This window comes from Rhodococcus sp. JCM 9793 (assembly GCF_055380405.1).
This window is the reverse complement of sequence record NZ_AP043721.1, coordinates 136,424-159,963: the sequence shown is the minus strand read 5'-3', so window position 1 is coordinate 159,963 and position 23,540 is coordinate 136,424. Positions and strand designations below refer to the sequence as shown.

Here is a 23,540-nt window from a genome sequence, read left to right as displayed (position 1 = left end):
CGCTGCTTACTGCGGCGACGTCGTGTGCCGAACCGTGGGCGGCGCGGTCTCGGATGTGGCCCGGGCACGTGGAACGGTGAACGTCGCAACCACACTCAGGATTGCCACGACGAAGCACGCTACGACGTACCAGAGGCTTCCGATGGGGTCGTCGTTGTCGGTGACCCCATCGACCGCCGAGAAGTAGTCGGGCAACGCGGTGATCCAGAGGACGGCCAGCACACCGAGGTACACCAGCGAGAACCGCTGGACGAACACGTTCGTGTAGGCGGGGGCGTCGGAGTCGCCGCGACGCAACCGCGACCACTGGCGAGCGAGCACCCATGCCGCGACGACACACAGGACTGCGAGTTCGAGTGCGTACACGATTCCGCGCACTGTCGTGCTCCCCATTCCCAGAATCGTGGCGGGCAGGGGAAGGACGAACGTACCCACCGAGGCAAGGATGCCGATGACGACTGTGCGCCAAACCAATTGGAGCCCGGTGAACTTCTCGCCCCGGTCGAAGTGGCGACCGACGAAGAACTGTGTGCACAAGGCCAGGGACATCGGCCACAGTGCAGCGAACACCACGACGCTCGGCAACGGGACGGCGTCGAAGAACGGTTGGCTGATCGGATTCTCGAGAGACCATTCCCACCAGCGCAATTGCGGTCCGAGGTGGTCGAAGATCTCGTAGAAGGCGTGATGGACGAATCCCACGCACACTGCGCCGAGGAACACGCCGTACCTGCGGAACACGCCGAGCATCCGCACGATCTCGAACGACAGCGTAGCGAGCAGTGGATAGATCGCCACGATGTAGAGGGGCAGTCTGCCCCACATGAATTCGACCGTGAACACATTGTGCGCGAACATCGTGTCGACGTGCTGTTCGATTCCGAATGCGGCCGGGAAGTACAGGGGTGGCTCGATGATGAACAGATACGCGCACGCGCCGAACCACAGCACCAGATTGGTGGGATCACCGTGTCGGCGCAGTCGGAGAACGGCGTACGCGAGGGCAAGAACAGCGCCGACGACGATGGTCAGTTCGAGGACGGGGAGCGTCCAATTCTCCAAGGCCAGAGGATTGCGGAACTCGAGGAGCCCACCGGCCTCGTCGCAGGAGAAACCGAGCCTCGTCGCGAGGTCGTCGAAGGTGGGCGAACACAGATCCGACATCAATTGACCCCCGGTGCAGCGGTTTCCGCGGTGTACCACTTGGTGACGTCGTAGCCGGCGTCGAAGCGCTCGAACCACACGCCGGCCAGCTCGGGCAGGTCCTCGTGTTCGGGGTTGTGCTTCGGCATCTGGCTACGGATGATGCCCCGCAGTGCGACGAGCTGCTCCTTGAGTCCGAGGTCGTCGAAGGCTCGCGGCATCGGCCCGGAATTCGCGGCCTGCAGGCCCGGAATGAGCTCGAGCAGCTTCTGCTTACGGCGATACGACGCGAACATCGACAGAGCGTCGATCTTGCGGTCTTCGATGGGGACGTGCTTGTTGAAGCCCGCGCACGCGATCCGAATGACGTCGAGTACGTGCTTGAACACCGAGGCCGCCACGCGCATGCGGTAGACGTCGCTACCTACGACGGAGTCGAAGATGATCAGTGCGGAGCTGCGGTGCTCGACCTCTTCGACGAAGTGCCAGATGAACAGGGAGGCAACGCGGTCGTCGCCGGGGCGGAACAGCGACGCGTCGTTGTCGAGCATGAGCTTGAAGACGGGGGTGAAGGTCGCTTCGAGGTCTGCGGTGTAGGCCAGTCGGTACTTCAGCGACGTCTCGGCGGTGAGCTTGTCGTAGGCGCCGATCACCTCGTCGAGGGTTTCCTGGAGGCCCGGGTACCTCTTGATCAGGGCGCGGACGTGCTGGCGATGCGCGGTGGAATGCTGTCCTTCCTGGCGCATGAACGCGTCGGCTTCCTCGGCGACCGTGTCGTCGGCGAACTGCGGCTTCGCCTCGGTGATCATCTGGACGATCATCTTCTCGAATCCGACGGCGAGGAACGAGACGGCGTTGGCCATGCTCGAGAACCCGGGGTTCGCGGGATTCCACAGGAACGGCACGTCGTAGTCCTCGAATGCGAAACGCATCTTGCGGACGTGCAGGTTTGTCATGTCACACCTCGTTCTCGGGTTTGTCCGATGTAGTCAGGGCAGGTGGGGCCTGCAATCGGGCTTTATCATACGTACTTGAAGAGATATGTATGATGACTTTCGTGGAGATGTCCCGGCATACCCACTCCGAGATTGGGTTGCGTGATAATGTCGGCCCCTCATTTCAGGAGGCGGTGTGGCACGTAGGCGAGGGTGGGGCGGGAGTCCGCCCGACAGCGACGAAGAAGCAACTCGGCGCATCGTCGACACCGCGGTCGATCTCATCGCGCGGACCGGCGCGGCGATCAGCATCGCTGAGGTTGCAGAATCATTGGGCGTGATCCGGCAGACGGTCTACCGGTATTTCCCCAGCTCGGATGCGCTGATGACGGCGGCGGCAATCGCGTCGGTCGCCGGATTCCTCGACCGCCTTGCCGACCACGTCGCAGGAGTCGTCGACCCCGTCGACGCGACCGTCGAAGCCGTCGTCTTCACCCTCGCGGAGGTACGCCGCACGCCGCACCTCGGTCTCCTGCTGTCGAACTCGTATGCGAACGTCCACCCCGAGAATATGACGTCCGACGAGGCGCAGGCTTTCGGCATGACGATGATCAGGCGGTTCGACGTCGAGTGGGAGCGATACGGATACGGCGACGCCGCACTCAACGAACTGGTCGAATTTCTCCTGCGGACGATGCAGTCGTTCTTCGTCTCGCCGGGTAATCCACTGCGCACCGACGACGAGATGCGCCGGTACTTGCGTCGCTGGGTGGGTACGGCGGTGGCTGCGCAGTCCGGTGAAGCGGATGATCCGGGCGAATCGACACCTCGCGACTGTGCTAGGTTCACCACGAGCCAGACGCATCCGTATGCAAGGGAATCCGGTGAGACTCCGGAACTGTCGCGCAGCGGTGAAGGTGACTGACAGGGCACGTGCCACTGGACCGGAAACGGTCTGGGAAGGCGCACTGTCGGGTTGATCCTGAGTCCGAAAACCTGCTGGCTCGCCGAATTGCAGACGCGGGCCTCGCGATTGGGCCCCCGATACGAGAGACCGAGCGATGCGTGCCCAGGCCAGCGGCCCAACCATTCCCCTTCGTGTGCACAGACACCTTCGGGCGAAGACCCTTGTACCCCGACCGGGTGGGGAGCTGGAGTCGCCGGGTCGCTGACATGCTCGATGTCGCAAAACCGCGCCGGCGAACCACGAAGCCGCTTGCACAAAAACGAATTCCGGCGAGCCCGCTCCTGGCCGCACTTGTCATAGCGGTTGTCATCAGCGCTTTCCTTTCGCTGACTCTCGGGTCGGAACCGATACCGCTGTCGGCCACATGGGATGTGGTGCGTGCCCGTTTCACCGGGAGTGTCGGACCGGACCCGGTGTACGACACGATCATTTGGAACCTGCGAGCTCCCCGCATCTTGATGGCGCTCATCGTGGGTGCGGGCCTGGCCATGGCCGGCGCCACGATGCAGACCTTGGTGAGAAACCCGCTCGCGGATCCGTACCTTCTGGGAATCTCGGCCGGAGCCGGTGTCGGGGCGACCCTGGTCATCATGTTCGGAGTGCTTGCTTCGCTGGGTATCTGGGCGCTGTCGCTGGGCGCACTGATCGGTGCGATGGTCGCGGGTGCTGCCGTCTTCGGCGTCTCGATGGCGCAAGGGGGTCTGACTCCGCTACGTCTGATCCTCACCGGTGTCGTCATGGCCTCGGCGTTCTCCTCGGTGTCCAGTTTCCTGGTGTTCTTCAGTGACGACCGGGATTCGGTTCGGTCGGTCCTCTACTGGATGCTCGGAAGCGTCGCGGGATCGATGTGGGAGCAGATTCTGCCTGCACTGATCGTCGTGGCCGTGTCTGCCGGCATTCTTTTCGCCCTCCATTCCTGGCTGGATGCGCTGTCGAGCGGACCGGATGTCGCCCGCGCTCTCGGTGTTCCCGTGCGTGGCCTCCGGCTCGGGCTCTTCGCGTTGTCGTCGGTGCTGGTCGGAGTGCTCGTCGCAGTGTCCGGAGGAATCGGGTTCGTCGGCCTGATCATGCCCCACCTCGCCAGGATCTTGGTGGGTGCACGTCACCGCGTCGTCCTTCCGGTGGCGGCGCTCGGCGGCGCACTGTTCCTCTTGTGGATCGACGTTGCGGCCCGAGTGCTGTTGAGTCCGGAGGAACTTCCCCTGGGCGTGATGACAGGTCTCGTCGGGGCCCCGGTGTTCCTGTTCCTGCTCGGGCGGCGTCACTACAGCTTCTCGGATGGTGCCTGATGCATCTTCGGGCGCGTAATGTGCGCTGTCGGATCGCAGGGTCGGACATCCTTTCCGATATCGACCTCGACTTGACCCGCGGATCCATGGTCGCGCTGGTGGGGGTCAACGGAAGCGGGAAGTCGACGCTGCTTCGTACCCTCGCCGGACTCCGTGCACCCGCAGAGGGAACGGTCGAAATCGACGGCAAGGATCTGTACTCGCTGCCGCTCCGTGTGCGAGCGAGGGCGATCGCCTATGTCGGTCAGGAGGAGACTCCGCCGCAGGACCTTCTGCTCGGGGAAATGGTTGCCATGGGCCGAATTCCACACCGTCCGCCCTGGTCGCTGGGCGAGGAATCCGATCGCGCGGTCACGCTCCGGGCCTTGGACACCGTGGAACTGGCACACGCAGTCGACCGACGCTGCGATCAACTGTCGGGCGGTGAACGTCGTCGCGCCATGCTTGCTCGCGGCCTCGCGCAGGAATCGGGACTGCTGATCCTGGACGAGCCGACCAATCATCTCGACATCCGCCACCAGTTCCACCTCCTCGATACGCTGCGCGGTCTCGGATGCACAGTGATCGCGGCGATGCACGATCTCACTTCGGCCGCGTCGTATTTCGACCGGGTCGCAGTACTCCACGACGGCGCCCTCGACACCTTCGCCGACGCGGCCGACGCCCTGTCCCCGGATACGGTGAAGCGCGTCTTTTCCGTACCCGCAACACAACTCACCGATCCTGCGACCGGACGCGCGCACCTCGTGCTCGGCTCGGATTCTGCAGGAACACGAGCCCATTCGGAGAATCATGCCTGACCCCACACCGTCTCGTCCGAACGTCCCGGTTTCGCTGGCCACCGGTCTCCTCGTTGCAACCGCGGCACTGACCGGGTGCAGCAGTGCCGGCAATCAGGAAACAGCGTCGGCGGAGAGCACCGTCACGATCGAGAACTGCGGAGAGCAGCTCAGCTTCCCATCGCCGGCGACGAAGATCTTCGCCAACGACAGCCAGCTCGTCCTGAACCTGCTTGCACTCGATGCCGACGACCAGATCGCCGCGGTGAGCGGAATCCGCAACACCCGACTCGATCAGCTCAGCGACATGTTCGGTGCGGAGCGCATCGACGCGCTACCGGTGAAATCCGAGGCCTCTTTCAATCTCGAGATGATCCAAGCTCAACAGCCGGACGTGGTCATGGCCGGTCACGGGTGGGGATTCAGTGTCGAAAAGAACATCACACCCGAACGGCTGGCTGCCGACTTCGGAATCCCCGCATACACCGTCACCCCGACCTGCTTGACCGCCTCGAACGAGGCGGCGACGCCATGGGACGAGGCCTATGCCGACTTGTCGAACATCGGAGCGATCATCGGTCACGACGATCGTGCGCTGTCGAAGATCGACGAGCTCGAGCAACGTCGCGAACAGTTGGAGTCGGCTCCACAGGCCGAGGACAAGCCGAGCGTCATGTACGTGTCCGTGCTGTCGGACGAGGGAGTCTCCAGCGCCGGCAGGCCACACATGTTCGGGGCCATCATCGACGCTGCCGGGGGACGGAACTCGTTCGACGACGTCGAGCAGAAGACCGCCAAGATGTCCTGGGAGTCGGTGACCGCAGCAAACCCGGACTTCATCGTCCTGACCGACACGGGTGACGGTGCCGGGGCATTCGACACGAAAGTGCAACTGCTGAAGGAGAACCCCGCGACCAGGTCGTTGGACGCCGTAACCCAGGGGCGAATTCTCAATCTCCCCAGTGACATGGGCCGCAGTGGTGCATTGATGGTCGATACCGCTGAACACCTACGAAAGGCATTGGAGGGCGCAGCGCTGCTTCCACAGAGCGACATCGAGCCGCGTATGGATCCGAGCGCGTCGAATTAGTCGACGAAGGGCGGTATGGCAATGGTGAATTCGGGAGTATCGGCAGAATCCGTGCTGTCGGACGTGCTGGGCGCACTTCCGGTCGGTGAACGTGCTGCCCTGGTGCTGGACGGAGGCTCGCAAGAAGTTCCGGCATCGGCGATTCTCGATCCGGAATGGATCGGGGACGAACTGAGGTTGCGCGCCGCGCGATGGCAGGTCGACACACCGTTGATCCTGGGGACAGTGCTGTGGCGGGCGATCAGCAATTCACTCGTCCTACCGACCATTGCAAGCAAGTTCGTCACCGGAACAGCGCTCAGTCCTGCGCTGGCGGACGTCTATCTGCACCGTCGGGCACTGACCGGACGCGACACGGATTTCGTCGAACCGGGACGTGTCTCGACGATGGACGGCACGGCCACACCGAACCGAAAGATGTATGGACGCTTGGTCGGTGCAAGGTCGACCCGAGCCCTCACCGGGTCGGTCGAGGCGGCATTGCTCGAAGCACTGGGTGCCGGGATCGAGTATTTTGCTTCCGTCTGCGGTAAAGGGGAGCGCAGGCTGTGGGCCGTTTCGGTCGACTCGGTCGCCGCCCGTTTCCTCTGGGCAGGACAGGCCACAGGGCGGGTGGGCGAGGCCATGGATACTGCGCGGGCGACTGTGCAGGCGATCTCGGATCAACTGCCGGGTCCTCGATTGCCGGAGCCGCGATTCGTAGAGGTGGCACCCGTTCCACCGAGCTTGCCGCGGACCTTCGTGCACCGGGTCTCGTGTTGCCTGCTGTACAACGGACCGCATGGTGTGAAGTGCTCGACGTGCCCTCGACAGCATCCTGAGGTGCGGCTCGAACGGCTGGTCGAGCGGAGTCGTCGTCTCGGTCCGTAGCGGCAGATCCGCGTACTCGATTCTCAGGAAAAATTCACGTGCACAACCCCATCAGACTTGAAACGTCAACTAATCTCGCCGTATGCGAAAAGTCGTGTGGTCGATCGTTGTTCTGGTGGTTGTTGCGTTGCTGGGCTTCTTCGTTGCGCCATGGGTGTACGGCACGTTCATAGCCGAGGACGACGCACCGGCCGCATCGGTGTCGACGTCCGGTGTCGAGGCCGCAACCGGTGTGCTCGACGGAGAGTTGGCCGTCACCCCGGGCGCCGACCCCAACCGGACCGCAGCGGGATACACCGTGCACGAGATCCTGCGCGGCGCCGACGTCACCGTGGTGGGCAGTACCGATCAGGTGTCCGGTACAGCGACGATTGCCGACGAATCGCTGACCGCAGCCGAAATCACCGTCCAGGTCGAGGGGATCGCCACCGACAGCTCTCAGCGCGACGGCCAGTTCCGCGGCATGGTCATGGACACAGCGAACCACCCGACCGCGACCTTCAGGTTGACCGACCCCGTAGACCTGTCGTCGGTCCCCACCGACGGCACCGTCGCGACCGTGTCCGGGGCCGGCACCCTCACCTTGCGCGGCGAGGAGCGGCCCGTGACGGTGGACGTCGAAGTTCTGCGTAGCGGTGAGAACATCGTGGCGTCGGGAAGTATCCCCGCGACCTGGGCGGACTGGGGGATTCAGCCGCCGAACCTCGGATTCGTCGCTGTTGACGAGACCGGGAGTGTGGACTTCCTGATCACCCTCGAGCCGGTGAAGTGACCGTCTCCGGCTGTGTCGGAGCCCATCCGGGCGGGCCGAAAGAGTAGCCGAGTTTGTGACGCCAGGACGTTGCCGACCGCCAGTCGCGGGCGATCGCCTTGTACTCGTGGGTCTGCAGATCCCAGATGTCGAAGGTGCCGACGGGCGTGGTCAGTCCGTAGACGGGCCGCTGCTCTTCGGCCTTGAACGTGCCGAACATCCGGTCCCAGACAATGAGGATGCCCGCGTAGTTGCGGTCGAGATACTCGGGATCGGACCCGTGGTGAACTCGATGGTGCGATGGCGTGTTGAAGACGAACTCGATCGGTGCGGGAAACTTCCCTACTCGCTCGGTGTGGACGAAGAACTGATAGACGAGACTGAAAGAGAACCCCACGAACACCATCCACGGCGGGATGCCGATGAGGGGCAGCGGAAGCCACATGACGATCTCGCCGCTGTTGTTCCATTTCTGGCGCAACGCGGTCGCGTAGTTGAAGTACTCGCTCGAATGGTGCGCCTGATGCGTCGCCCAGACGAGACGGACCCGATGCGCCATCCGGTGATACCAGTACCAGAGGAAGTCGATCCCCAGCAGCAGGATCACCCACGTGTACCAGGCATCGGCGGGCAGATGCCATGGCGCGACGTAGACCCACAGTGCGGAATATCCGACGAGCGCGAGTATCTTCCAGCCGGCGCTCGTCACGATGGAGATCAGCCCCATGGACAGGCTCGCTCGCGCATCGCGCATCTCGTATCCACCGCGCGGCGGGCGGACGCGACCGTCGGTCCCCGGCTCGGCGCGCTCGAGCGCCCGGGCGGCGACCCACTCGAGAATCAGGAACAGCGCAAACGCCGGAATCGCGAGGGTGACGGGGTCCTGCAACGGTTCGAGCAGCGACCACCACGAGTCGCGCAGGGTCTCCCACATCGCGGGACCTCCGAAGTAGTACGTGAACGACGGGCCAGTGTACGTGACATATGGCGCCCGTCACTATCGGTGATCGACGGTGCCGATTTCTCCCTTGTTTGGTAGGAATTGGTCGGCCGGAAACGTCGGAGGAGGCACCGAAGTGCATATCAGTGCAAGGGTCGATTACGCAGTAAGGACGCTCCTCGAACTCGCCGCGTGCGGAGCAGGCCCGGCCAAGGCGGAAAGGCTGGCGACTGCGCAGTCGATTCCGCACAAATTCCTCGAGGCCGTGCTCGCCGATCTTCGCCGTGGTGGTCTCGTCCGGAGTCGGCGTGGTCCCGATGGCGGTTACTGGCTGGCGCGACCGGCCGACGAGATCTCCATCGCAGACATCATCCGCACCGTGGAGGGGCCGCTTGCATCGGTACGGGGGGAGCGGCCGGAAAGTGTGGAGTACACCGGCGCGGCCGAGCGCCTGCGTGACGTGTGGATTGCGGTGCGGGTGAATCTGCGCGCCGTCCTCGAGGACGTGACGCTCGCGGACATCGTTGCCGACGACCTGTCGGAGTTCGTGCGTGACCTGACCGCGGATCCGGGTGCGTGGGAGCGTCGCGGCGTGTGAGGTGCGTTACCCGTATCGACGCAGTGTGTCCGATCCCATAAAAGTGCAGAGTTCTGCAAAGTTACAGAGCTCTGCAAGATCTGTACCGTTGTTGAAGTGACCTCTGCGCCCGGACTACGTGACCGCAAGAAGGCCGCCACCCGCGCTGCCCTCGCGGAGGCGGCCGCCGAACTCGCGCGCGAACACGGCCTCCACGAGGTCACCGCCGATGCGATCGCTGCCCGGGCAGGAGTCTCGACCCGGACCTTCCACAACTACTTCACCAGCAAGGAAGAAGCGGTCCTCGTGCATTTCGAGGGTCTGATCGAAACATGGATCGACCTTCTGCGGCACCGCCCCGCCGGCGAGCCCATCATGGTCTCGCTCGAGGAATGCGCGGTCGGACTGTTGACCGATCCGCAATGGTCGTTCGACGACATCGGCACCTGCGTCGCATTCGTCGAGGAAGGGTCCGCGAACGAATCCCGGCACATCGACGTGGCGATGCGCTCATCGCAGTTGCTCGTCGAGGTGATCGCCGAACGGACGGCCACGGACCCGGTCACCGACATCTATCCCAACCTGGTGCACTACGCCAGCCTGGGCGCGATCAAAGCAGCCATCGAGATGTGCCTGCCCGATTCGGGGTCGCCGAATTCGGGGTCCTCGCCCGAACACCTCATTCGCGAAGCTTTCGCTCAGCTCCGGCGAGGATTCTCGTAACCCCCTGCACTGCAGTCCTGTCCGACCCGAGAAATTTCGTTCTACCAAAGAAAGGGTGTCCGCCGTGGCGACCTACCTCTACCGGATAGGCAAGTTCGCTTACCGGCGTAAGGGCGCAGTCCTGTCCTTCTGGATCGCAATGCTCGTCCTCTTCGGAGTCGGTGCTGCAACGCTGTCCGGGCCGACGACGGACTCGTTCACCCTGCCCGGCACTCCGGCGCAGCAGACGCAGGACCTGATGGCCGAGCGGTTCCCGACGGCCGAAGACCCGATGAACGCACTGAGCGCCCGGTTTGTCTTCGCCGCGCCCGACGGGCAGACACTCGACGATCCCCACGATCCCCAGAACATGGCTGCGGTCGACGAGGTGCTCGCAGCGATCCGCGGGATCGACACGGTCTCCTCGCCCGCGAAGGTCGACCCGGCCACCGCCTCACCCGAACAGCAGGCCGGCGCGCTGGTCGATCCCGTGCTGGCAGATGCCGGGCTGACCCAGCAGATGCTGGCGCTGGCCGCGCAGCAGGGCACCCCCGAAGAAGCTGCCCTCGCCGACGCACAGGCGCTGTCGCCGCTCAGCGCCGACCACACCGTCGGTTTCGTCACCGTGCCGTTCGACGGCGAGATGACCGACGTCGACCAGACCATGCGCGACCAGATCGACGCTGCCGCGGACATCGGCCGCGACGCAGGATTGACCGTGCAGGTCAGTGGTACCGCCGCAGCAGAGATGACGATGCCCGGCGGCACCGCCGAGCTCATCGGTATCGGCATCGCCGCGATCGTGCTCACCCTCACCTTCGGCTCACTCGTCGCAGCCGGTCTGCCGCTGATCACCGCGCTCGTCGGTGTCGGTATCGGAAGCATGGGCATCACCATCGCCACCGGCTTCTTCGACCTGAGCTCGATGACTCCGACGCTCGCGATCATGATCGGTCTCGCCGTCGCGATCGACTACTCGCTGTTCATCGTGTCGCGCTTCCGGCACGAACTGCTCAATACATCCGATCGTGCCGAGGCTGCCGGTCGAGCCGTGGGCACCGCGGGCTCCGCCGTCGTGTTCGCCGGTCTCACCGTCATCATCGCGCTCATGGCGCTCAGCGTCGTCGGCATCCCGTTCCTGTCCGTGATGGGTTACGCCGCGGCGTTCACCGTGCTGATGGCTGTGCTCATCGCGATCTCACTGCTGCCTGCGGTACTAGGACTCTTCGGTGAGAAGGCGTTCGCGGGCCGCATCCCCGGACTGAACAAGCGCGACCCCGAGGGCAATGAGCCGGGCGCCGCACAGAAGTTCATCGGCGTCATCACCCGGCGTCCGCTGATCCCGCTCGTCGCAGGCGTCGTCCTCCTCGGCGTCCTGGCACTCCCCGCCACCGGCCTGCGTCTCGCCCTGCCCACCGAGGCGACCGGCGACCCCGCCACCAGCGCACGGCAGGCCTACGACCTGATCGACGAAGGATTCGGACCGGGACGCAACGGCCCGCTGGTCGTCGTCGCCGACGCCCGCGACGCGGACGTTCCTGCAGAGGCCGCATTCGCGGCCGTCCTCGGTTCGCTGTACGAGCACGAAGAGGTCGCCAACGCGCAGATCGTCGCAGTGAACGAAGCCGGCGACACCGCACAGATCCTCATCACCCCGCGCAGCGGCCCGACCGATCCCGCAACGATGGATCTCGTCTCGGAGATCCGCGCCGACGAGGCAGCCTCGAGGGACGAATACGGCCTCTCGTACGGCGTCACCGGTCAGACCGCGCTGGAAGGCGACGTGTCGGAGAGCCTGCAGAGCGCGCTCGTCCCGTACCTCGCGGTGGTCGTGGGTCTCGCCTTCATCCTGCTGATGCTCGTGTTCCGCTCGATCCTGGTGCCGCTCACCGCGACACTCGGCTTCCTGTTGAGTGTCCTGGCCACCTTCGGTGCGACCGTGGCGGTGTTCCAGGAAGGCTGGGGTGGGCTCATCTCGAACCCGCAGCCCATCGTGAGCTTCATGCCGGTCATCCTCATCGGCGTGGTCTTCGGCCTGGCCATGGACTACCAGGTGTTCCTGGTGACGCGTATGCGCGAGGAATATGTGCACGGTGCGTCCGCCCTGGACGCGGTGCGCAGCGGCTTCGCGCACGGCGCACGTGTGGTGAGCGCAGCGGCGATCATCATGATCTCGGTGTTCGCGGCGTTCATCGCCGAACCGGATTCGCTGATCAAGTCCATCGGTTTCGCACTCGCCGCCGCCGTCTTCTTCGACGCGTTCATCGTCCGCATGGTGATCATCCCGTCGGTGATGGCGCTGCTCGGCGACAAGGTGTGGTGGCTGCCGAAGTGGCTCGACAAGATCCTGCCCAACGTCGACGTCGAAGGCGAGAAACTCACGCGTGAGCTGGAAGCCGCCGACACGACCCCGGAATCCAGCCGGGTGTGAGGGTCGCGAGGTTCGTCCGGAGACGCAGGTAGCGTATTGCCCATGTTGGTTCGGCTGTTACGGCGCTTCCTCGTGCGCTACAAGGGTTCGCTCATAGTTGTGGTCCTGCTGCAGCTCGCGGCCACCACGGGCATGCTGCTGTTGCCGAGCCTGAACGCCGACCTGATCGATCAGGGCGTCGCGGTCGGCGATATCGACTACATCATGCGTACCGGGCTCCTCATGCTGGGGATCAGCGCGGTCGAGGTCGGCTGCTCCATAGGTGCCGTGTACTTCGCTGCGCGAGCCGCCATGTCGTTCGGACGAGACGTCCGGTTGGCGCTCGTCCAGCGGGTCGGTGGGTTCTCCGCCCGCGAGTTCGGCACGTTCGGAGCACCGTCGCTGATCACCCGCAACACCAACGACGTGCAGCAGGTGCAGATGCTGGTCCTGATGACCTGCACCATCGTGGTGACGTCGCCGATGATGGCTATCGGCGGCGTCATCATGGCGTTGCGTGAAGACGTCGGCACCTCACTGGTGCTCGCGGTCGCTGTGCCTGCGCTGATCCTGACGATGGTCGTCCTCATCGCGCTGATGCTGCCGGGATTCCGGGTCATGCAGATACGGCTCGACGGTGTCAATCGGGTGCTGCGCGAACAGGTCAGCGGGATCCGGGTCGTGCGGGCCTTCGTTCGCGACGACACCGAGAAGGCCCGCTTCGACCGGGCCAACGACGATCTCACCGCGACAGCGCTGCGCGTCGGCCGTGTCAACTCGGTGCTGTATCCGGCGGTGCTGCTCATCGCGAACCTCAGCACTGTCGCCGTGGTGTGGGTCGGCGGTTCCCGGATCGACTCCGGCGCCATGCAGGTCGGCTCCATCACCGCGATGATCACCTACGTCGCACAAATCCTGATGGCAGTCCTCATGTCGTCGTTCATCGCGATGATGATGCCGCGCGCAAGCGTGTGCGCCGGGCGCATCCTCGAGGTCCTCGACACCGAACCGACCGTGGCGGCGCCGACAGAACCGGTGCGCGACCTTCCCACCCACATCGACGTCGAACTACGAGGTGCCGGATTCTCCTATCCGGGCGCCGACGCGTCCGTTCTGCGCGACATCAGCTTCCGCGCGGAGCCCGGCACCACCACCGCGATCATCGGCGGCACCGGGTCGGGCAAGAGCACACTGATGCGTCTGATACCGCGACTCATCGACGTCACCGACGGACAGGTGCTGGTGTCGGGTGTCGACGTCAGGCGCCTCGACCCGGAGGTGCTGCGGTCACGGATCTCCGTGGTCCCGCAGAAGGCGTACTTGTTCTCGGGCACGATCGCCGACAATCTCCGCTACGGGCGCGCCGACGCGAGCGACGACGAACTGTGGCACGCGCTCGAGGTGGCCCAGGCCGCCGACTTCGTCCATGCCATGCCGGACAGGCTCGAATCGGTGGTGTCGCAGGGCGGCACCACCGTGTCGGGCGGGCAGCGACAACGACTCGCGATCGCCCGTGCGCTGGTCCGTAAACCCTCCATCTACCTGTTCGACGACGCGTTCTCGGCGCTCGACCCCGCGACCGATGCCCGATTGCGCGCGGCGCTGGAACCGGAAACGCGCAACGCCTGCGTCTTCATCGTCGCCCAGCGCGTCTCGACCGTGCAGGACGCGGATCGCATCGTCGTCCTCGACGGAGGTGCCATGGTCGCGTCCGGAACCCACCTCGGGCTGCTCGGTCGTTCCCAGACGTACACCGAAATCGTCGAATCGCAGAGAATGGCCGCCGTATGACGACGCCCGCCGCGGCCGAGAATCAGGCCGCTCCGCAGTCGCGTCTGCGCGTGATCGTCCGCATCCTCGGTCTGCTGCACCCGCATCGTTATGTCGTGTACTCGGTGATGATTGCGGCGTTGCTCGGTGTCGTGAGTTCGTCGATCGCGCCGCTCGTACTCGGCCGGGGCACCGACATCATCTTCAACGGTGTGGTCGGTATGCAGCTCCCGGCAGGGCTGTCGAAGGACGCCGCGATCGTGCAGCTACGCGCAGAGGGTCGCGATCAGTTCGCCGACATGGTCGCCGGTATGAACGTGATCCCCGGAGCGGGCATCGACTTCACGAGCCTGGCGCGGACCCTGGTCATCGTCCTCGCGCTGTATCTGTTGTCGTCCGCGCTGATCTGGGTTGCCGCGTACGGACTGAACGAGATCGTGCAGCGCACCGTGCGGGACATGCGTGCGAGCGTCGAGCGGAAGATCCACCGCCTGCCGTTGCGTTACTTCGACACACATTCGCGCGGTGATCTGCTCAGCCGTGTCACCAACGACATCGACAACGTGTCGACGGGCATGCAGGAGTCCATCAGCCAGCTGGTGCTTGCGGTGTTCACGCTCCTCGGGCTCGTGGTGATGATGTTCTGGATCTCGCCGTTGCTTGCTGTGATCGCGCTGCTGCTCGTCCCTGCGGCGGCCGTGGTGACGATCCTCGTGGCGAAGCGTTCGCGGAAGCATTTCGTGGCGCAATGGGATGCGACGGGCACGCTCAACGGGCAGATCGAGGAATCGTTCACCGGGCACGAACTCATCACCGCGTATGGCCGGACCGCCGAGATCGAGCGGCGGTTCACCGAAACCAACGATTCGCTGTTCCACGCCGCGTACCGTGCGCAGTTCGTGTCGGGCCTGGTGCTGCCGCTCGTGACGTTCCTCAGCAACATCGGGTACGTCGTGGTGGCAGTGATCGGTGGTCTGCGCGTGGCGTCGGGCACCTCGACGCTCGGTGAGATCCAGGCGATGATCCAGTATTCCCGGCAGCTGTCGCAGCCGCTCGCCCAGATCGGTGCGATGCTCAATCTGCTGCAGTCCGCCGCGGCATCCGCGACGCGAGTGTTCGCGGTCCTCGACGAGGAGGAGCAGGATCCCGAGCCTGCGGCCCCCATGATGCCGTGGAGTCGGCACGGCCTCGTCGAGTTCGAGAACGTGTCGTTCTCGTACACCCCGGAACGCCCGCTCATCGAGAACCTGACGTTGCGTGCAGAGCCCGGGCAGATGATCGCGATCGTCGGGCCCACCGGTGCCGGCAAGACCACTCTCGTGAATTTGATCCTGCGTTTCTACGAGGTGGATTCGGGCCGGATCCTCGTCGACGGTGTCGACATCACCGGGATGCTGCGGGAGGAGTTGCGCACCCGTATCGGCATCGTGCTGCAGGACACTTGGCTGTTCGGCGGCACGATCCGCGAGAACATCGCCTACGGCAACCCCTACGCGACCGAGAACCAGATCATGTCGGCCGCCCGGATGAGCTACGTCGACCGGTTCGTACGTGCCCTGCCCGACGGTTACGACACCATCGTCGACGAGGAGTCGGGAAGCCTCAGTGCCGGTGAGCGGCAGCTCATCACGATCGCCCGCGCATTCGTGTCGAAGCCGTCGATCCTGATCCTCGACGAGGCCACGAGCTCGGTCGACACCCGTACCGAGCTTCTCGTGCAGCAGGCCACGGCGCGGCTGCGCGACGACCGCACCAGTTTCGTGATCGCGCACCGGTTGTCGACGATTCGCGACGCCGATCGGATCGTGGTGATGGAGGACGGCCGGATCGTCGAGCAGGGGGCCCACGAGGAGCTGCTCCAGAGGGGCGGCGCGTACTCACGCCTGTACGAGGCGCAGTTCAAGGCTCTCGTCGACTGATCCTTCAGGTGTCGCGATCGTTGTTCTCGAGCTGCTTGATCCGGTCCGCGGCCTGTTTCAATCTTTTCTTGCGCTCTTCGTTCTCGGATTCCTTCAACTCTTCGTAGAGTTCCTCGTCCGAGTCGCTGTAGTTGAAGATCAACCGCGGTAGTCCCAGTGTCACGATCAGGCTGGGCCAGACCAGCCAGGCGTGGTCCCAATCGAACACGTTGTTCAGCACGAGGAATGTCACGAGGGTGATTCCGATGATCACCCAGTCGAGGGATTCGACCAGATTTCCTCTCCGAAGCAGCGACGACAGCTCTGCATCGGCGCTGTGTGACGGAGCGCCGGCGGGCGTGGTTTCGGCGATCTCGGTCGACACCTTCCGGATCCGGTTGTCGACCACTTCCAACGGTGCGCCGCCCGGAAGCCCGCGGAATGCATTGCGGAGTGGGTCGAGCGCGCGGGCCGCCGCGATCTCGCCGGAGCGCTCGTAGAACTCATCGGCGTCCAGCCTCCCTGCCGCGAAGTGCTCACTGATGACGTTCAAGGCGTGCAGCCGCTCGTCGTCGCTCAATCGCAGATCGTGTTCGTCGGGCCGGTTCGTCATGTCGTTCGCCTCCGCAGGATCGTATGCAGTCGAATTCTACGGCGCACGTAATACTTCCCGGGCCGTGCGACGCACCGCAGCGGTGAGTGCGTCGAGCACCGGGGAGTCGAGGCGCCAGCGCTGCCAGTACAGCGGGACGTCGAAGGGGTCGTCGGGGGCGAGGTTCACGAGATCGGTGGTGTCGGTGAGCATCGCGTCGGGCAGCATTCCCCAGCCGAGCCCGAGGCGTGCAGCATCGACGAATTCGAGTGCGCCGGGAACGTAGTTTCGGGGAACTGCGACTCGACGGCGGGTTCTCTTGCGCAGGAAGCGATCCTGCATGTCGTCCTTGCGGTCGAAGGTGAGCATCGGGGCCTCCTGGATCGCTTCGGCGGTCATGCCGTCGGGAAACCATCGTTCGGAGAAGTCGATGCTGGCCATCGCGTGATAGCGCATGGATCCGAGTTTCTCGGAGGTGCAGCCCTGCACGGGTTCGGGAACGGAGGTGACGGCGGCCATCGCGGTGCCGTCGCGGAGCAATGCAGTGGAATGATATTCGTCCTCGCGATGCAGTTCGAACAGCGCTCGATGGCGGACAGGCATGCGTGCGAGCGCGCGCAGCATCCACGTGGACATCGAATCCGCGTTGACGACCAGGGGAATCGTCACGAATGTGCGTTCGTCGGCTGTGAGGCCGAGCTCGTCGGAGGCGTCGTTCTCCAGACGCGCGACCTGTCGCGCAAGGCGCATGACCACTTCACCGGACGGTGTGGCCGACACAGGGCGGGTGCGGCGTAGCAGGACCCGGCCCACATGTTGTTCGAGTGCCTTGATGCGCTGGCTCACCGCCGACGGCGTGATCCGCAGGACTGCGGCGGCTCCGTCGAACGTGCCTTCGTCCAGGACCGCTGCGAAAGTCCGCAATTGGGAGAAGTCGATGTCCATATGAAGCAACTCTAATGCAGAGTTAGAGGAATCAATTTTCCTTATGATCGCCGGATTCCTAGCGTGGAGCGCATGTCCCTTCTCGCCGCCGGCTTCGTCACAGGTCTGTCGCTCATCGTCGCGATCGGTGCGCAGAACGCCTTCGTTCTGCGCATGGCCATCGCGCGACGACACGTGTTTCCTGTGATCGCGGTGTGCGCGATCTCCGACGCAGTCCTCATCACGGCGGGCATTGCAGGAATTGCGACGATCCTCGATCACGCGCCCGGCGTCATCGATGTGATTCGTTGGGCAGGAGCAGTTTTCCTCATCGGATACGGTCTTCTCGCGGCGCGGCGGGCACTGCGCCCCGAGGCGTTGTCGGCCGCGCCCGGCGGCGCCGTCACCATCGGCGCAGCGCTGCTGACCTGTCTGGCATTGACGTGGCTCAATCCCCACACGTATCTCGACACCGTGCTCATGCTCGGATCCGTCGCCAACAACTACGGAAACCCGGGACGCTGGTGGTTCGGCGCGGGTGCCATCGCTGCGAGCGGTGTGTGGTTCGTCGCCCTCGGATACGGTGCGCGCTACCTGCGCAGCTGGTTCGCCAAGCCCGGATCCTGGCGGATTCTCGACGGTGGCGTCGCGGTCCTGATGTTCGGCCTCGGTGCCGGACTCGTCGTGTCCTCCTGACGGTCGCGCTACGCGTGCGGAGCAGTGCCACGCTTCCGGTAACCCAGTGGCTCGAGGTGGGTGAACACCGTCACCCCGGGCAACGCGTCCTGAAGATCGGCTTCGAGCCGGTCGAGCAGATCGTGCCCGGCACGCACCGACCAGTCGCCCGGCGCCCGCACCGTCAGATACACGAAACGCTGGCGTCCCGACTCGCGCGTGCGCGGCGGTAGGAACTCCACCGGCTCCGACGCGCGGTACCGGTCGAGCACCCCGTTCACCACGGCGACATCCTCGGTGGGGAGCGCGGCATCGAGCATGCCCACGACGGACTGTTTCACCAGTCCGTACCCGATACGCAGGATGTTCAACGCCACCACGATCGCCACGATCGGATCGAGCACGTCCCACCCCGACAACGCGACCAGCGCGACACCCACCAGGACGCCGGCCGACGTCCACACGTCGGTGAGCAGGTGTTTGCCGTCGGCGACCAGCGTGATCGACCGGTGCTTCCTGCCTTCGCGGATCAGGACGAGTCCGACCGCGAGATTGATGACGGACGACCCGGCCGACAGTGCGAGACCGAGACCGGCCTCCTGGACCGGCTGCGGTGACAGCAGTCGGTCGATCGACGTCCACAGGATTGCGGTCGCGGCCGCGAAGATCATCGTGCCCTCGACAGCGGCCGACAGGTACTCGGCTTTGCCGTGGCCGAAATCGTGGTTGAAGTCGGCCGGTTTCGCGGACAAACGCAGCGCGAGCAGACCCACGATCGCCGCCACCAGATTGACGCCGGACTCCAGCGCATCGGAGAGCAGACCCACCGATCCCGTCAACCACGCGGCGAGCGACTTCAGGGCCATCGTCGCCAGCGCCGCAGCGACCGACAACCACATGAAGCGCATGAGCAGCCGATGCGACTGCGCCGAGGTCACCGTCGTGTCAGTTCTTGACGAGGTTGTACTGCAGTCCGGTGATTTCTGTTGCCCGGATCTCGACGTAATCGAACTTCGGCGTCGGAACCCATGGGGTCAGGCCCAGTGCATCGATCTTCGCGGCGTCGTCGAAACTCCGCAGCACATGGGCGCTGCCGTGCACGACGATGCTCCACGCGGTGTCCTCGTGGATGTGATCGACCTGGAACGCGACGTTCGCATGGACGGCCAGTTCGGACAGTTTGCTGCCCTCTCCGGTGCGGAAGTACACCTTGCCGTCCGTCACCACATAGTTGACGGGATAGATCTCGGGGCGGTCACCCACGACGGTGACGAGGCGTCCCACCTTCGCGGACGCGAGTCGCTCCCAAGCCTGTTCCTCGGTCAGACGAACGACAGGCTGATCGGATTCCGGGAACTCGCTCATCGGTGCTCCTCCTCGAACTTCGATGCTTCCCCTCCACCACATCACGAACGTACGCCCGGCGCAGGAGTACCACCTGCAGTTACGGTGAGAACGACCCACCCGCGCACGTGGATCGGAGTATCGATGAGTGTCGAGACCGCGTCGAGGTGGCACACCCGCCCCGCAGACGACGTCGCCGAGGCCTTCGATGTCGCCCCGGATCGAGGCCTGGCCGCAGGCGAGGTGGAGCGTCGCCGCGCAGAGCACGGACCGAACGTCCTCGACGAGGCCAAGAGCATCCCCGCGTGGCGGAAGGTGCTGTCGTTGCTCGCCGACAAGATGACGCTCGTTCTCGTGGTCGCGGCCGTCGTCAGCGCGACCGTGTCGCGGGAGTGGGAAACCCCCGTCGTCATCTTCGCGGTCATCGTCCTGAACACCGTCCTCAACTACGTGCAGGAAGCCCGAGCCGAGAACAGCCTGCAGGCACTGAAACAGATGTCGGTGTCGACCACGCGGGTCTTGCGTGACGGTCGCGGTGTCGAACTTCCCCGCGCCGATCTCGTCCCCGGCGACATCGTGCAGCTCGAGGCCGGCGACTCGGTGCCCGCCGACGGCCGCATCGTCGCTGCCGTGCGACTCCAGGTCGCCGAGGCCGCACTCACCGGCGAATCGCAGCCCGTCGACAAGACCGCCGATCCCGTCGACGACCCGCAAGCCCCACTCGGCGACCGCCACGACATGCTGTTCATGAACACCGAGGTCACCCGCGGGCGCGCCTCGATGATCGTCACCGACACCGGAATGCGCACCGAGATGGGAGCGATCGCCGCGCTGCTCGGCGCAGCCGGTGTCGAACAGACCCCGCTGCAGCGCCGCATCGGTCAGCTCGCACAGACCCTCACCATCATTGCGATCATCACGGTCGCGTCAGTGTTCGTCCTCGGTCTGCTGCGCGGGCAGACGTGGTCCGAACTCCTCGTCACCGCTGTGTCGCTCGCGGTCGCCACCATCCCCGAGGGACTCACCGCGGTCGTCGCATTCACCCTGGCGATGGGCGCGTCCCGGCTCGCGGCGCGCGGCGCGATCGTCAAACAACTCGCGGCCGTCGAAACGCTCGGAAGCACCACCCACATCGCGACCGACAAGACCGGGACGCTGACCCTCAACGAGATGACGGTGCGGCGGCTGCTGGTGCACGGGCGCAGCTTCCGCGTCACCGGTACCGGTTACGGAACCGACGGCAAGATTCTCGTCGGCGACGGTATGCCCGCGCCCGACCTCACCGACGCGCTGCTGGGTATGGCCATGTGCAACGACGCGACCGTGCGCGAGGGCACGCTCGTCGGCGATCCCACCGAGGGCGCACTCGTGGTGCTGGCCGAGAAGGGCGGCATCGACGTCGAAGGAAGCCGTGCGGCGCTGGCCCGGATCGAGGAGGTGCCGTTCGACTCGGACTACAAGTACATGGCGACCTTCCACGCACTCCCGAACGGCGGCTACCGGTGTTTCGCGAAGGGCGCACCCGGCGTGCTGCTGGACCGTGCGTCGACCACTCTCGGCGATGACGGCCCGATCCCGATCGACGACGTTGCACGCACGCGGATCCGCCGAGCGGTCGACGACCTTGCGTCCGAGGGTCTGCGTACGCTCATGATCGCCGGCCGTGCACTCGACGCAGTGCCCCGCGGCGACGCAGAGGCGCTGCAGAACAAGGTGTCCGATCTGACCGTGTACGCGATCGTGGGCATCGTCGACCCGCCGCGACCCGAGGCGAAGGACGCCATCGAGGTGGCGCACGGCGCGGGTATCGCGGTGCACATGATCACGGGGGACCACCTGGTCACCGCGTCGGCGATCGCGGACGAGCTGGGCATCCACGGCAAGGCCGCGGACGGCGCCGACCTCGATTCCCTCGGAGACGACGAATTACGCGATCAGGCAGCACAATTCGGTGTCCTCGCCCGCGTGGCGCCCGAACACAAGATCAGGTTCGTCAAGGCACTGCAGGCCGACGGTCAGATCGTCGCGATGACCGGCGACGGTGTCAACGACGCACCCGCGCTCGAGCAGTCCGACATCGGCGTCGCCATGGGTATCACCGGCACCGACGTATCCAAGGGCGCTGCGAACATGATCCTCACCGACGACAACTTCGCGACCATCGTCGCGGCGGTCTCGGAGGGGCGTGGAATCTACGACAACATCGTCAAATTCGTGAAATTCCAGCTCACGACCGCCTGGGGGTTCGTGCTGATCTTCCTCACTGCGGGTGTGCTCGGGCTGGCGGGCGGAGCGCCGTTCACCGCCCTGCAGATCCTGTGGGTGAACATCATCATGGACGGACCACCCGCGCTCGCGCTCGGAGTCGACCCCACCGAGCCGGACGCCATGAAGCGGCCACCGCGACCCGTGCAGGAAGCCCTGCTCACCCGTGAGCGCGTGCAGCGCATACTCGGGCTCGGTGTACTGATGACCGCGGGCACGATCGCTGTCCTGTACTACGGACCGAAATGGTTCCCCGACAGCGCATCCGACCCGTTGTTCGCGACCACCCTCGCGTTCACGACGTTCGTCTTCTACCAGGTGTTCAACCTGTTCAACGTCCGCTCCGATCTCGGCTCGGTGTTCTCGATGCGGACGTTGACCAATCACACGATCTGGATCGCGATCGTCGCGGTTGTCGTGTTGCAGATCTGCGTGGTGCAGACGAGCATGCTGCAGGGATTCTTCGACACCACGTCACTGACGTCGCAACAGTGGGCGCTCGCAGTTGCGGTCGGATCCACGGTGCTGTGGGCCGACGAAGCAGGCAAGTTCGTGGCCCGGCGACTCGAGGCTCGGAGGTCGGCGCGAGTCGAGACGCCCGTCCTGACCTGAACGGTTGACTCGACACAGCAGGGGAGACAACGCTGGACACCATGAAGCGACGATCCCGCGTCGACGTGCACCAGCACCTGTGGCCCTCGTCGTTCGTCGACGCTCTCCGCGACCGCAGCGGCCCGCCCCGGCTCGAAGGCTGGACACTGCATCTTTCCGGCGAGCCGCCGTATCAGGTCGATCCCGCCGATCATTCGGTCCGCGCGAGGGCGGCCCTTGCGGTCCAGGACGGAATCGACCTGGCCCTGGTGTCGATGTCGAGCGCGCTCGGAATCGAGACACTTCCCGCGGACGAGTCCGGCCCGCTGCTCGACGCCTACCACGAAGGTGCGCTGGCGCTACCGGCTCCGTTCGGGGTGTGGGCGGCCGCGAATATTGCCGAGCCCGACCCCCGGATGCTGCGCGACGTGCTCGCGGCCGGGTGCGTCGGTCTGCAGGTTCCGGCCACCGCGCTGGCCGATCCGGCGGGACTCGACCGGTGCGCGCCGTTACTCGCGGAACTCGAGCGTGCAGGCGCGCCGCTGTTCGTTCACCCGGGCCCGGCGGGGGCGCCCGATGCGCCGTCGTGGTGGCCGGCGATGGTGACGTACGTCGGCCAGATGCACACCGCGTGGTTCGGCTGGCACGAGTTCGGTGCGCGCCGATTCCCGAGGCTGCGGGTGTTGTTCGCCATGCTCGCGGGCCTGGCCCCGCTGCACGTCGATCGGATGGCTGCCCGCGGCGGGCCCGCCGGAGTGCCCGCGCCGGGTGTGTACGTGGAGACGTCGTCGTACGGGCGGGAGATCGTCGCAACGGTGATGGCCCACCTGGGCGAGGATCGGGTTTTGCTCGGGTCCGATCGCCCCTACGCTGAACCTCTCGCACTCGGTGGTTCCGCCGGGGTGCGATTGCGCACAGGCAACCCGGCACGATTCTTTTCGAATTGCATTGATCCGAACTCTTGACCTGCGGTTCCGAAGCGGGTGACATGGTCGTCGTGAACATTCCGGCCACTGCGCAGCATCGCG

20 protein-coding genes, 1 pseudogene and 1 riboswitch are annotated in these 23,540 nt (G+C 65.1%); of the genes and pseudogenes, 14 read left to right on the top strand and 7 right to left on the bottom strand.

The features are described from left to right. Positions 1-6 precede the first annotated feature (6 nt). The gene (locus tag ACZ46K_RS02870) at positions 7-1,164 is read right to left on the bottom strand and encodes a hypothetical protein (protein ID WP_054805749.1); all 1,158 of its coding nucleotides are present in this window, start codon (positions 1,162-1,164) and stop codon (positions 7-9) included. Then, entirely contained in the window at positions 1,164-2,099 is a 936-nt protein-coding gene (locus ACZ46K_RS02865; protein ID WP_464746571.1) for a metal-dependent hydrolase, read from the bottom strand. The genes ACZ46K_RS02870 and ACZ46K_RS02865 overlap by 1 nt, the downstream gene beginning before the upstream one ends. A 175-nt stretch (positions 2,100-2,274) precedes the next feature. On the opposite strand from ACZ46K_RS02865, the pseudogene ACZ46K_RS02860 reads away from it, so the two are divergent. The 6 genes and pseudogenes from ACZ46K_RS02860 to ACZ46K_RS02835 form a co-directional block, all read left to right on the top strand. Further along, positions 2,275-2,892, top strand: a pseudogene (locus ACZ46K_RS02860) (TetR/AcrR family transcriptional regulator); the annotation flags it as partial. A gap of 25 nt (positions 2,893-2,917) precedes the next feature. Next, a riboswitch (cobalamin riboswitch) is annotated at positions 2,918-3,096 on the top strand. Between the two features lie 155 nt (positions 3,097-3,251). Next, on the top strand, positions 3,252-4,334 hold the full coding sequence (locus ACZ46K_RS02855) for a FecCD family ABC transporter permease (protein WP_464746569.1): 1,083 nt from the start codon (positions 3,252-3,254) through the stop codon (positions 4,332-4,334). After that, positions 4,334-5,134, top strand: a complete 801-nt coding sequence (locus ACZ46K_RS02850; RefSeq protein WP_054805742.1) for an ABC transporter ATP-binding protein — start codon at positions 4,334-4,336, stop codon at positions 5,132-5,134. The genes ACZ46K_RS02855 and ACZ46K_RS02850 overlap by 1 nt, the downstream gene beginning before the upstream one ends. Beyond that, the gene (locus ACZ46K_RS02845; RefSeq protein WP_054809976.1) at positions 5,127-6,203 is read left to right on the top strand and encodes an ABC transporter substrate-binding protein; all 1,077 of its coding nucleotides are present in this window, start codon (positions 5,127-5,129) and stop codon (positions 6,201-6,203) included. The genes ACZ46K_RS02850 and ACZ46K_RS02845 overlap by 8 nt, the downstream gene beginning before the upstream one ends. Positions 6,204-6,218: 15 nt before the next feature. After that, positions 6,219-7,073, top strand: coding sequence for a (2Fe-2S)-binding protein (locus tag ACZ46K_RS02840; RefSeq protein ID WP_464746567.1), 855 nt, complete (start codon positions 6,219-6,221; stop codon positions 7,071-7,073). Positions 7,074-7,155: 82 nt separating this feature from the next. Next, on the top strand, positions 7,156-7,845 hold the full coding sequence (locus tag ACZ46K_RS02835; RefSeq protein ID WP_464746565.1) for a YceI family protein: 690 nt from the start codon (positions 7,156-7,158) through the stop codon (positions 7,843-7,845). Here the strand turns inward: ACZ46K_RS02835 and ACZ46K_RS02830 are convergent. After that, complete coding sequence (locus ACZ46K_RS02830) at positions 7,823-8,758, bottom strand: sterol desaturase family protein (RefSeq protein ID WP_054809978.1); 936 nt, start codon at positions 8,756-8,758, stop codon at positions 7,823-7,825. The two genes, ACZ46K_RS02835 and ACZ46K_RS02830, sit on opposite strands and share 23 nt — an antisense overlap. 142 nt (positions 8,759-8,900) lie before the next feature. Between ACZ46K_RS02830 and ACZ46K_RS02825 the strand changes: the two genes are divergently transcribed. The 5 genes from ACZ46K_RS02825 to ACZ46K_RS02805 all read left to right on the top strand — a co-directional run bounded on the left by ACZ46K_RS02825 (position 8,901) and on the right by ACZ46K_RS02805 (position 16,142). Then, on the top strand, positions 8,901-9,362 hold the full coding sequence (locus ACZ46K_RS02825) for an RrF2 family transcriptional regulator (protein ID WP_054805745.1): 462 nt from the start codon (positions 8,901-8,903) through the stop codon (positions 9,360-9,362). Between the two features lie 96 nt (positions 9,363-9,458). Then, positions 9,459-10,064 (top strand): TetR/AcrR family transcriptional regulator, encoded by a 606-nt coding sequence (locus ACZ46K_RS02820; protein WP_054805746.1) that lies wholly within the window; start codon positions 9,459-9,461, stop codon positions 10,062-10,064. A gap of 64 nt (positions 10,065-10,128) precedes the next feature. Then, on the top strand, positions 10,129-12,474 hold the full coding sequence (locus ACZ46K_RS02815) for an MMPL family transporter (RefSeq protein ID WP_464746563.1): 2,346 nt from the start codon (positions 10,129-10,131) through the stop codon (positions 12,472-12,474). A 42-nt stretch (positions 12,475-12,516) separates the two neighbouring features. Further along, the gene (locus ACZ46K_RS02810; RefSeq protein ID WP_464746561.1) at positions 12,517-14,244 is read left to right on the top strand and encodes an ABC transporter ATP-binding protein; all 1,728 of its coding nucleotides are present in this window, start codon (positions 12,517-12,519) and stop codon (positions 14,242-14,244) included. Next, the gene (locus tag ACZ46K_RS02805) at positions 14,241-16,142 is read left to right on the top strand and encodes an ABC transporter ATP-binding protein (RefSeq protein ID WP_464746559.1); all 1,902 of its coding nucleotides are present in this window, start codon (positions 14,241-14,243) and stop codon (positions 16,140-16,142) included. The genes ACZ46K_RS02810 and ACZ46K_RS02805 overlap by 4 nt, the downstream gene beginning before the upstream one ends. 4 nt (positions 16,143-16,146) lie before the next feature. On the opposite strand, the gene ACZ46K_RS02800 is transcribed toward ACZ46K_RS02805, so the two are convergent. Both ACZ46K_RS02800 and ACZ46K_RS02795 read right to left on the bottom strand, forming a co-directional pair. Next, positions 16,147-16,734, bottom strand: a complete 588-nt coding sequence (locus ACZ46K_RS02800) for a DUF1707 SHOCT-like domain-containing protein (RefSeq protein WP_464746556.1) — start codon at positions 16,732-16,734, stop codon at positions 16,147-16,149. A 36-nt stretch (positions 16,735-16,770) separates the two neighbouring features. Beyond that, positions 16,771-17,658, bottom strand: coding sequence for a LysR family transcriptional regulator ArgP (locus tag ACZ46K_RS02795; protein ID WP_054805747.1), 888 nt, complete (start codon positions 17,656-17,658; stop codon positions 16,771-16,773). Positions 17,659-17,730: 72 nt separating this feature from the next. On the opposite strand from ACZ46K_RS02795, the gene ACZ46K_RS02790 reads away from it, so the two are divergent. Next, the gene (locus tag ACZ46K_RS02790) at positions 17,731-18,333 is read left to right on the top strand and encodes a LysE/ArgO family amino acid transporter (protein ID WP_464746554.1); all 603 of its coding nucleotides are present in this window, start codon (positions 17,731-17,733) and stop codon (positions 18,331-18,333) included. A gap of 8 nt (positions 18,334-18,341) precedes the next feature. On the opposite strand, the gene ACZ46K_RS02785 is transcribed toward ACZ46K_RS02790, so the two are convergent. Further along, positions 18,342-19,220 (bottom strand): cation diffusion facilitator family transporter, encoded by an 879-nt coding sequence (locus ACZ46K_RS02785; protein WP_054810912.1) that lies wholly within the window; start codon positions 19,218-19,220, stop codon positions 18,342-18,344. A 37-nt stretch (positions 19,221-19,257) separates the two neighbouring features. Further along, positions 19,258-19,677: a pyridoxamine 5'-phosphate oxidase family protein gene (locus tag ACZ46K_RS02780; protein WP_054807472.1), complete on the bottom strand. Its 420-nt coding sequence runs from the start codon at positions 19,675-19,677 to the stop codon at positions 19,258-19,260. Between the two features lie 123 nt (positions 19,678-19,800). On the opposite strand from ACZ46K_RS02780, the gene ACZ46K_RS02775 reads away from it, so the two are divergent. Both ACZ46K_RS02775 and ACZ46K_RS02770 read left to right on the top strand, forming a co-directional pair. After that, on the top strand, positions 19,801-22,533 hold the full coding sequence (locus ACZ46K_RS02775; protein WP_464746552.1) for a calcium-translocating P-type ATPase, PMCA-type: 2,733 nt from the start codon (positions 19,801-19,803) through the stop codon (positions 22,531-22,533). 41 nt (positions 22,534-22,574) lie between these two features. Further along, positions 22,575-23,477: an amidohydrolase family protein gene (locus ACZ46K_RS02770; protein ID WP_464746550.1), complete on the top strand. Its 903-nt coding sequence runs from the start codon at positions 22,575-22,577 to the stop codon at positions 23,475-23,477. The last annotated feature ends 63 nt before the right edge of the window (positions 23,478-23,540 follow it).